Source organism: Mesorhizobium sp. WSM4836 (genome assembly GCF_055811815.1).
In genome coordinates, this window is record NZ_JBVVQF010000019.1 from 134,624 (window position 1) to 142,106 (window position 7,483).

Genomic DNA, 7,483 nt, shown 5'->3' on the forward strand with positions numbered 1-7,483 from the left:
CGCTGGTCCAGCAGGCCGAGGCAGCAGCCGGCCCGCAGCTGACCAATGAGGTACTTGCATCGGTACCCGATCTGAAAGGGCATCTCGGGCTCTGAAGGACTTCTCTATTTCGGCAGCGTATAGGCCATCACATAGTCGCCCGGCTTGGTGCCGACCGAGCCGTGGCCGCCGGCAACGATGACGACGAACTGGCGCCCGTCAGCTACCGTGTAGGTCATCGGTGTCGACTGCCCGCCGGCAGGCAGTCGCGCCTGCCACAGCTGTTTGCCGGTCGTCAGGTCATAAGCGCGCACATAGTCGTCGACCGCCGCACCGAGAAAAGCAACGCCGCCGGCAGTGATCATCGGCCCGCCAATGCCCGGCACGCCGACCTTGAACGGCAGCGGCAATGGCGTCATGTCGTAGACGGTGCCATTGCGATGCTGGTAGACGATCTTGCCGGTCCGAAGATCGGCGCCCGCCACATAGCCCCAGGGCGGCGCCTGGCAGGGAATGCCGAGCGGCGACAGGAACGGCTTCAATATCACTGCGTAAGGCGCACCGTCATTACGGTTCAGGCCTAGTTCGCTGCCCTTGGTGTCGCCGGGCGGCGGCACGTCGGCGCGCGGCACCAGTCTGGAGATGAACGCCAGGTATGTCGGCATGCCGAACATCACCTGCCGGACCGGATCGACTGCCACGCCGCCCCAGTTGAAGGTGCCGAAATTGCCGGGGTAGATCAGCGAGCCCTGCAGCGACGGCGGCGTATAGCGGCCCTCATAGCGCAACTTCCGAAGCTCGATCCGGCAGGCCAGCTGGTCGAACATGGTGATGCCCCACATATCCGCGCCGGTCAGCGGTTTCGGACTGAAGCTGAGATCCGAGACCGGCTGCGTCGGCGAGGTATGGTCGCCCTCGATCGCGCCGCCCGGCGCCGGCACTTCCTTGACCGGAACGATCGGCTCGCCGCTGCGCCGGTCGAGCACATAGAGGTCGCCCTGCTTGGTCGGCCCGACCAGCGCCGGCACGACGCCACTTTCCGTAGTGATGTCGACCAGCGTCGGCTGCGCCGGCACATCCATGTCCCAGAGGTCGTGGTGCACGGTCTGCCGCACCCAGCGCAATTGTCCGCTGTTGAGATCGAGCGCGGTGATCGACGAGGAGAATTTCTCGTCGTTGGCGCTGCGGCCGGCGCCGAGCTGGTCCGGCGTCTTGTTGCCGAGCGGCACATAAAGCAGCCCGAGCTTCTCGTCGGCGCTCGCCGTCGACCACATGTTGGGCGAGTTGTTGGTGTAGGTCTGGCCCGGCGGCAGCGGCGTCGTCTGGTCCGGATTGCCGGAATCCCAATTCCACAACAGCGCGCCTGCGTCGGCATCGTAGACACGGATGACGCCGGACGGCTCCTGCGTCGAATAATTGTCGTTGACCGCGCCGCCGACGATGATCTTGTTGGCGACGATGAGCGGCGCCGAGGTCGAATAATAATAGCCCGGCTTCGGGTATGGCATGTTGGCGAGCAGGTTCAGCGTGCCGCCTTCGGCAAATGTCGGGCAGACTTGGCCATTCGCGGCGTCGAGCGCGATCAGCCGGGCGTCGGATGTCGGCAGGTAGATGCGTGTGGCACAGGGCTGGCCGGCGGCGATCTTGGCGTCGGCATAATAGGACACGCCGCGGCAGGTCTGGTGCTGGCGGTCCTTGTCGAGCTTGACCTGCGGATCGAAGCGCCATTTCTCCTTGCCGGTGGCGGCGTCTATGGCGATGACAAAATTATGCGGCGTGCAGATATAGAGCGTGTCGGCGATCTTTAGCGGCGTCACCTGATAGGTCGTCTCGGCGATGTCGTCGGGCCCTTTCACGTCGCCAGTGCGATAGGTCCAGGCCGGCTGCAGATTGGCAACGTTTTCGGCGGTGATCTGGTCGAGTGGCGAATAGCGCTGGCCATATTGCGTGCGGCCGTAATAGTGCCATTCGCCGGCGGGCACGTTGCCGCCGAGATCGGCCGTCGGCGTCACCTTGTCCGTGTTGAGTTCACCCGCAATATCCTTTGGATCGACGGTCATCGAATAACCGGCGACGGCAAGCGATGCCAGCACGGCCAGGATCAGCGGCGCGCGTCCGTCGGGACCGGCAAGCCCGCGCCGCGCCCATGGCGTCAACAGCCACAGCGCGACAAGCACGATGATGCCGCCGCGCGGGCCGAGCTCCCACCAGTCGAAGCCGATCTCCCAGACCGCCCAGGCGAGCGTGCCGAGCACGATCGCCGCGTAGAGCCACAGCGCCGTGGATCTGCGCCTGTAGAGCAGCCAGGCCGCGACAAGGAAAGCTAGACCGGCGATGACGTAATACCAGCTGCCGCCCAGCGTCACGAGCCAGATGCCGCCGCCGCCAAGCGCCAGGCCGATGAGGAAAAGGATCAGGGAGGTGATGACCACAGCCAAGACGGTGCTCCTTCGACTGGTGCGCTCCGCGACGCGTCCATGGGCAACCCCGCATTGCGTTCCTGCCCCCACGCAACTTTCTCCGGCCCGCCTCCCCTGTCAAGCAAGCTCGGCGTTTTGCGGTACCGACCCATCTCAGGCCCGGCGTTTTGGTTAGCGGACCCATTCAGATTGTGAGTCTACCGACTGAACAGAGAACAAAACGGAGACACTTCTGGCCTTTCGCTGCCGAATCACTACATTCGGGGAGAGATGCCCGGGTTTTCGGAAGACATGCCCTTTTTTGACGAACCGAACGCGCGGCCCGTGGCCCCGTCGGGCATTGCCGCGCGCGCCATGGCTGCCCGCAGCGGGCAAAACAACGCGCCCGATTATCTCAACGGCCTCAACCCCGAGCAGCGGCTGGCGGTGGAAACCACCGAGGGCCCGGTGCTGGTGCTGGCCGGCGCCGGCACCGGGAAGACGCGGGTGCTCACCACCCGCATCGCCCACATCCTTGCCACCGGCAAAGCCTTCCCCTCGCAGATTCTCGCCGTCACCTTCACCAACAAGGCGGCGCGCGAGATGAAACAGCGCATCGGCCTGTTGATCGGCGAAGGCAATGTCGAGGGCATGCCGTGGCTCGGCACCTTCCATTCGATTGGCGTGAAGCTGCTGCGCCGGCACGCCGAGCTGGCCGGGCTCAAATCCGACTTCACGATCCTCGACACCGACGATGTCGTGCGCCTGATCAAGCAGCTCATCCAGGCCGAAGGGCTGGACGACAAGCGCTGGCCGGCCAAGCAGTTCGCCCAGATGATCGATAACTGGAAGAACAAGGGGCTTGGCCCCACCGACATCCCGGAGGGCGATGCCCGTGCCTTCGCCAACGGCAAGGGCCGCGAGCTCTACAAGGCCTATCAGGAGCGGCTGAAGACGCTGAACGCCTGCGACTTCGGCGATCTCCTGTGCCACCCGATCCGCATCTTCCGCGCCAACCCGGACGTGCTGAAGGAATACCACAAGCGCTTCCGCTACATCCTCGTCGACGAATACCAGGACACCAACACCGCGCAGTACATGTGGCTGCGCCTGCTGGCACAGCGGCCTCAATCCTCCGCCCTTGAGGGGGAGGTGCCCGCGAAGCGGGCGGAGGGGGTTGCCGCAGAAGGCACCGCCGATGCGTCGAGCACTGCCGCACGGACCCCACCCGGCCGGGCTTTGCCCGGCCACCCTCCCCTCAAGGGGGAGGGAAATCCGCGCCGCGCCACCGTTAATATCTGCTGCGTTGGCGACGACGATCAATCCATCTATGGCTGGCGCGGCGCCGAGGTCGACAACATCCTGCGCTTCGACAAGGACTTTCCCGGCGCCACCATCATCCGGCTGGAGCGCAACTACCGCTCGACCGCGCACATCCTCGGCACCGCCTCGCATCTCATCGCCCACAATGAGGGCCGCTTCGGCAAGACGCTGTTCACCGAAAAGATCGCCGAGGACGACGAGAAGGTGCATGTCCATGCCCCCTGGGATTCCGAGGAGGAGGCCCGCGCCGTCGGCGAGACCATCGAGGCCTACCAGCGCCAGAAGCACAATTTGAACGATATGGCGATCCTCGTCCGCGCGTCCTTCCAGATGCGCGAATTCGAAGACCGCTTCGTCACGCTCGGCCTCAACTACCGTGTCATCGGCGGCCCGCGATTCTACGAGCGGCTCGAAATCCGCGACGCGCTCGCCTTCTTCCGGGTCGTCGCGCAAGGCGCCGACGACCTCGCCTTCGAGCGCATCGTCAACGTGCCGAAGCGCGGCTTGGGCGAGGCCACCATCCGCCAGATCCACGACACCGCACGCGCCCTGCGCATCCCGATGCTGGAGGCCGCGGCAAAACTTGCCGAGAGCGACGAGCTGAAGCCGAAGCCGCGCGCCGCACTGCGCGAGGTATCGGCCAATTTCGAGCGCTGGCAAAAGGCGCTGGAAACCACGCCGCACACCGAACTCGCCGAGACCATTTTGGAGGAGAGCGGCTACACCGACATGTGGAAGAACGACCGCTCGATCGAAGCGCCCGGTCGGCTCGAGAACTTAAAGGAACTGATCCGCTCCATGGAGGAGTACGAATCGCTGCGCTCCTTCCTCGAACATGTCGCGCTGGTGATGGACGCCGAGCAGAACGCCGAGCTCGACGCCGTCAACATCATGACGCTGCATTCGGCCAAGGGCCTGGAATTCGAAACCGTGTTCCTGCCCGGCTGGGAAGAAGGCTTGTTCCCGCACCAGCGTTCCCTCGACGAGGGCGGCCGCTCAGGGCTGGAGGAGGAGCGCCGCCTCGCCTATGTCGGCCTGACCCGCGCCAAGAAGAACCTGCACATCTGGTTCGTCTCCAACCGCCGCATCCACGGCCTCTGGCAATCGACTATCCCGTCGCGCTTTCTCGACGAACTGCCGGAAGCCCATGTCGAAGTTTCCGAAAGCGGCAACTCCTATGGCGGCTATGGCAATGCCTATGGCGGCGGCTCGTTCGCCTCCGGTCGTGGTGGCCAAGGTGCAGGCAGGCAGAACCCCTATGGAGCATCGCGCTTCGACAACATCGGCGGCAACAACGGTGCTGAAAAATCCGGCGCTTTCTCCAGCACCTATGCGACACCGGGCTGGCAGCGCGCTCAGGCCAACCGCACCGAGGCGACCGACCGCAATTGGGGCACGCGCTCCGGCCACCAGGTCGAGCGCATCGGCTATGGCGAAACCGACTCCGGCTACGGTGCCGGCCGCACCTCGATCAAGGGCCGCACCATCGACGGCGAGCTGGTCGCCAAATCCGTCGCCGACACGCCGTCCCCCTTCAGCGTCGGCGACCGCGTCTTCCACCAGAAATTCGGCAACGGCAACATCTCGGCCATCGAAGGCAACAAGCTGACCATCGACTTCGACAAAGCCGGCCAGAAACGCGTGCTGGACGGGTTCGTGACGGGGGTTTGAGTGGACATGATTGCTCGGCCGCCTTCTCCCCGTCACCATACGGGGAGAAGTGCCCGGCGGGGCGATGAGGGGCGGCGCTAACGTCCGGAAAACGGGACTACAAAACCCGAAGCGGTTGCCCTGTCACCTGCGTTTAAGCAGCTCGAAGCGGCAGCCCCGTCACCGATACCGCGCCTGGTTCCATTTGTGGCCGAGCAGCGACAGGATGATGATCAGGCCGTTGAAGAACTGGACGTAGAAGCCACTCAGTCCCGCCGCCACCACACCGGTCTGGATGAAGGAGACGGTGACCGCGCCGATGGCGCCGCCGACGACGGTGCCGATGCCGCCCCAGGTCGGGGTGCCGCCGACGAACACCGATGCCAGCACCGGCAAGAGGTAACCGTCGCCGGCCGTCGGCCACCAGGTGAAGTTGATCATCACCGAGAAAGTGCCGGCGATTGCCGCACCGATGCCGACGAAGACGAACACCTTCACCCTGACGCGCTTGACGTCGATGCCCATCTGCTGGGCGCTATCGGGATTGTCGCCGACCACCTTGACCTGGGCGCCGAAACGATGGCGGTTGTAGAGCAGCGCCGACAGCACGACGAAAGCGATGGCCCAGAATATCTGCACCGGAATGCCGTAAAGCTGGCTGGAGAAGATCTTGTAGGCCCAGCTGTCGGCAAGTCCGGTCAGCGCCGTCGACCTGCCTTCGTTGATGATCTGGATCAGGCCGCGCAGCAGGAAATTCATGCCGAGCGTGGCGATCAGCGACGACAGCCCGCCATAGACGACCAGAGAGCCGACCAGGAAGCCGAGCAGCATGCCGGTGACCATTGCGGCGGCCATGCCGACGAACGGGTCGTAGCCGGCCTGCACGACCAGCGCGAAGACCCATGAGGCAAAACCCATCGTCGCCGGAAACGACAGGTCGATCTCGCCGCAGGTGACGACGAAAACCAGCGGCACCACCACGAACAGCGCCACGGGCAGCGTGGTCAGCACGGAACTATAGAGATACCAGCTGGTGAAGACCGTCGGATTGGCGATCATGAACACCGCCATCATCACGATGAACACCGCAAGCGTGCCGAGTGCGGCGCGGTTGTCGAGGACAAAGCCGCGCATCCAGTGATCGGACGGGTGCTTCCATGCCTTCCGGGCGGCTTCGCTGCTGCCGAGCGGGGTTTGCAGATCCGGCTCCATTGTCTTGCTCATCGCGTTGCCTGCTCCCCGGCGTCGTGCAATCCCGCCAGTCCGCCGGGGTGTGCCACGTCTTCCATGAAATTGATGAGGTCTTCGGCCGACTTGACCTCGCTCCGGTCGGCGCTGAGCGCTACCTTGCCGCGATCGAGCACGACGAAGCGGTCGGCGATATCGAAAACGTGGTGGATGTTGTGGCCGATGAACAGGATCGACCGACCGCTCGCCCGCACCTGGCGCACGAAATGAAAAACCTTCGCCGTTTCGGTCAGTGACAGCGCCGTCGTCGGCTCGTCGAGGACGATCAGGTCGGCCTTCTTGTAGATGGCGCGGGCGATTGCCACGCCCTGGCGTTCGCCGCCCGACAGCTGGCCGACGATCGACTGCGGCGTGAACACCTTCGAGGTGAAGCCGATCTCGCGCATCAGCCGGCTCGCCTCCGCGATCTCCCTGTTGACCTTCAGCCAGCCAAGCCAGCCGGTGAGCTCGCGGCCCATGAAGATGTTGCGCACGATTGTCTGCTGCACGGCGAGCGCCCGGTCCTGGAACACCGTTTCGATGCCGGCGTCGCGCGAGCGCGCGGCGCTCCACCCGGTCACCGGTTTGCCCCGAATCAGGATTTCGCCGCTGGTCGGCTTGACCACGCCCGAAAGGATCTTGATCAGCGTCGACTTGCCGGCGCCGTTGTCGCCGATCAGGCCGACCACCTCGCCGCGGTCGACGCTGAGATTGACCCCACCAAGCGCATAGACCTGGCCGTAGGACTTGCTGATGTCACGCAGTTCGATGAGGCGTTCGGCCATGGCGGTCCTCGCTTGATTTCGTGCCGGCGGTCTCGCCAGCGGCCCGGGGGGGGGGGGGGGGGGGGGGGGGGGGGGGGGGGGGGGGGGGGGGGGGGGGGGGGGGGGGGGGGGGGGGGGGGG

The 7,483-nt window shown here is 65.0% G+C and carries 4 protein-coding genes; 1 reads left to right on the plus strand and 3 read right to left on the minus strand.

Translation table 11 applies throughout. The features are described from left to right. Positions 1-104 precede the first annotated feature (104 nt). Positions 105-2,417, minus strand: coding sequence for a glucose/quinate/shikimate family membrane-bound PQQ-dependent dehydrogenase (locus AC0L2P_RS21930; RefSeq protein ID WP_473503924.1), 2,313 nt, complete (start codon positions 2,415-2,417; stop codon positions 105-107). 252 nt (positions 2,418-2,669) lie between these two features. Here AC0L2P_RS21930 and AC0L2P_RS21935 point away from each other — a divergent pair, with 252 nt between their 5' ends. Further along, entirely contained in the window at positions 2,670-5,372 is a 2,703-nt protein-coding gene (locus AC0L2P_RS21935) for an ATP-dependent helicase (RefSeq protein WP_473503926.1), read from the plus strand. A gap of 159 nt (positions 5,373-5,531) precedes the next feature. On the opposite strand, the gene AC0L2P_RS21940 is transcribed toward AC0L2P_RS21935, so the two are convergent. Together AC0L2P_RS21940 and AC0L2P_RS21945 are read right to left on the minus strand one after the other, a co-directional pair. Continuing rightward, complete coding sequence (locus AC0L2P_RS21940) at positions 5,532-6,575, minus strand: ABC transporter permease (protein WP_473503928.1); 1,044 nt, start codon at positions 6,573-6,575, stop codon at positions 5,532-5,534. Next, positions 6,572-7,363, minus strand: a complete 792-nt coding sequence (locus AC0L2P_RS21945; protein ID WP_473503930.1) for an ATP-binding cassette domain-containing protein — start codon at positions 7,361-7,363, stop codon at positions 6,572-6,574. Before AC0L2P_RS21945 ends, AC0L2P_RS21940 begins: the two co-directional genes overlap by 4 nt. Between the last annotated feature and the right edge of the window lie 120 nt (positions 7,364-7,483).

Excerpts from the sequence above, each read along its gene's own strand:
- AC0L2P_RS21945 (WP_473503930.1), bottom strand. The coding sequence starts at position 7,363 with ATGGCCGAACGCCTCATCGAACTGCGTGACATCAGCAAGTCCTACGGC.
- AC0L2P_RS21935 (WP_473503926.1), top strand. The coding sequence starts at position 2,670 with ATGCCCGGGTTTTCGGAAGACATGCCCTTTTTTGACGAACCGAACGCG.
- AC0L2P_RS21940 (WP_473503928.1), bottom strand. The coding sequence starts at position 6,575 with ATGAGCAAGACAATGGAGCCGGATCTGCAAACCCCGCTCGGCAGCAGC.